4 protein-coding genes are annotated in these 2,509 nt (G+C 55.1%); all 4 read right to left on the reverse strand.

Annotated elements, in window-relative coordinates; genetic code table 11:
- On the reverse strand, positions 1-1,013 hold a 1,013-nt coding region (locus ACTHUT_RS17860; protein WP_440419264.1), incomplete at its 3' end, for a beta-ketoacyl-ACP synthase III.
- A gap of 19 nt (positions 1,014-1,032) precedes the next feature.
- On the reverse strand, positions 1,033-1,278 hold the full coding sequence (locus tag ACTHUT_RS17865; RefSeq protein ID WP_049329758.1) for a GNAT family N-acetyltransferase: 246 nt from the start codon (positions 1,276-1,278) through the stop codon (positions 1,033-1,035).
- Positions 1,279-1,393: 115 nt separating this feature from the next.
- Entirely contained in the window at positions 1,394-1,813 is a 420-nt protein-coding gene (locus ACTHUT_RS17870) for a nuclear transport factor 2 family protein (protein ID WP_049351226.1), read from the reverse strand.
- Between the two features lie 37 nt (positions 1,814-1,850).
- Positions 1,851-2,509, reverse strand: a 659-nt coding sequence (locus ACTHUT_RS17875) for a dialkylrecorsinol condensing enzyme (protein WP_440419267.1), incomplete at its 5' end; no start/stop codon positions are given.

Genomic DNA, 2,509 nt, shown 5'->3' on the forward strand with positions numbered 1-2,509 from the left:
TTGCTGTGCAGATTGGTAAACCATTTTTCCTGCGGAATGTCGAAGCCGATATTTTTCAGGCCGTCTGAAAGGCGGTCGCGGAAAAAGCCGGAAGAGTAGTGTGGCAGGAACCAATCGATTTCTTCGGCGCGGATGCCGTGTTTGGCGGCGATTTGGGAGAGGGGTTTTTCCACTGTATAGCGGACGATATTTTCGTTCAGCAGTTTGACGTCTTGTTTGACCGCCATCAGGCTGTGGCGGCGGCCGTAATCGGCATCGGCGTGTTTCCAGCCTTCAAATACGCCGTCGCGGAATTCTGCGCCGGCATACATGCAGGGCGGCATTTCATTGGCGTAGGAAAGCAGGTCTATCCAATGGATTTTCAGGCTGAGGCCGTCTGAATTGGGGCGGTCGGACAGATACACCGCGCCTGCGCCGTCAGACAGCATCCAGCGCAAAAAGTCTTTTTCAAACCCGATTTTGGGGGACGCGTTTTCCAGTTTTTTATGGTCGGTTTCGCTTTGGAACACTTCGCCGCGCATGACCGCCGAGGCGTTTTCGGAAGCAACGGAAACCGCATGTGCGTGTTCGCCGGTGCGCACAGCGTTGTAGGCGTGTTTCATCGCCGCCATACCTGCCGCGCATACGCCTGCCATGCTGAACACTTCGCAAGGCGGCATATCCAGCAAACCATGCACCATCACGCCGTGTCCGGGCATGGTTTGGTCGGGATAGGAAGTGGCGCAGGCCAGGCTGCCGATGGCTTCTGCAGGAACGCCTTGGGCAAATAAGCCATTGACCGCTTCGGCAGCCAACTCGGCATTGGTATGCGTCGTGCGGCGGCTTTCGGGGTCGATGGCGTAATGGCGCGACAAAATGCCGTTGGAACGCAAAATCATACGGCGCACGCGTGATGGTACATCGCCTGCCATGCCGAGGACGGCTTCCATTTCGTCATTGCCGACGGGGGCATTGGGCAAGAAGGCAGAAACGCGGTTGAGATAAACGTCTTTGAGTGTGTTATTCGATGTCATGATGTGGTTGTCAAAATAATCAACCGATAAACCGTGCCGCGTAGTCGCAGCTTGCAGTCAACGGGATGTGGTGTGTTTCGGCGTATTCCATCAGCGCGCTCACCAGCAGTTTGGCAATGCCGCGATGACGGAAGTTGGGCGAGACCTCGGTATGGTTTATGTCCCAGCCGCCGTTGTGTTCGGTATAGCTGATGTAGCCTGCTTCCAAACCGTCAATATCGATTTGAAAGCGACGGCGTTCGGGGTAGTGGATAACTTCGGGCATGGAGTGCTTTCTGTATTTGAGGCCGTCTGAAAAGCAAGACTGTCGTCGGCCGTTGCTGCAAAACATTTTGGTCGTTTTCAGACGGCCTCTGCCAACGTCGGTGCGGCTTCCGGCGTCAAGCCTTAACCGCTTTGGCGAGTGCCGAAGCTGTCAGCATCTGCGTGCCGAACCAGCCCCAATAAATGCGGTGGTGCTTGATTTTGCCGCCTTCCAGTCGCATCACTTCCAAAATATCCACCTGATCGCCGTCGGGCGTCTGGCGCGGGTATTCCCACACCAGCGTATCGCCCGCAACGAAATAGCGGCCGTCCCGATACCAGCGCACCAAATCGTTGGGACGGCGGCGCGTACCTTCCTGTAAAAAACGCAGGATTTCGGCCTTGCCGCACAGGATGCCGCTGTCGGTATTCATAATTGCGGGCACCAGCGGGCTTTCAAATACGGCGTCGTCGGCATACAGCGCAATCAGCGCGTCGGTGTCGCGGTTTTTGGCATATTCGTGCCAGTCGCGGTAAATGCGTTCAAAATCGTCCATATACAGTCTCCTTACAGGTTGCCGCCCGCAATCCGATTCATCCGCCGGAAGGTTGGCCGTAATAATCCGCCAGTTTTTTCAGACGGCCTTTGAGCAGCGGATGCAGCAGTTTTTTTAAAATTACGCTGACGGGCAAAACTACCAAAATCATCGCCAATAAAAAGATGATGTAAAAGCACAGCAGCGCACGGCGCAAGAGCGGAGAAATACGGCCTGCCGCCATCAAAAGCTTGCCCCAGACGAAGAAGCTGCGACCGGCGGCGCGTTCGCTGAAAATCAGTTTTTCATTGACTGTCACTGCGCCCATGTTTTGAAACAGGGTTTCGTCCAAAGGTTGTTGGTTCAATAGTGTATCGCGCAATTTCGTACCAAACCGCGCCGCATCCGCCAATTCTTCTTCAGCAATGCCGGCGGAGGGCAGGGAGCGGAAATAGCGCTTGTCGCCGGTCAGCATCCATGCGGGCGTGGTAATGAAACTAGCCGCGCTGTTGCAGGCATCGATTTTTACGATGTTGCCGATGAGTTTGGCACCGTTTTGTTTCAGCAAAGATTTCATTTTTTCCTGCGCACCCAGCCACATATTGCGGCAGCCGATAAGCGTGATGACCGGTTTGCCGTCCAGCAGGCGGCGCGTTTCTTCGCGTTGCAAAAAGGCGGTCATCGGTTGCGAAGGAGAGAGGAACCAAACGGTGTAGG

The sequence above is a fragment of the Neisseria sp. P0022.S010 genome, from assembly GCF_051956635.1.

What these genes read in the sequence shown, in the direction of transcription:
- ACTHUT_RS17865 (WP_049329758.1), bottom strand. Translation starts at nt 1,278, where the DNA reads ATGCCCGAAGTTATCCACTACCCCGAACGCCGTCGCTTTCAAATCGAT.
- ACTHUT_RS17870 (WP_049351226.1), bottom strand. Translation starts at nt 1,813, where the DNA reads ATGGACGATTTTGAACGCATTTACCGCGACTGGCACGAATATGCCAAA.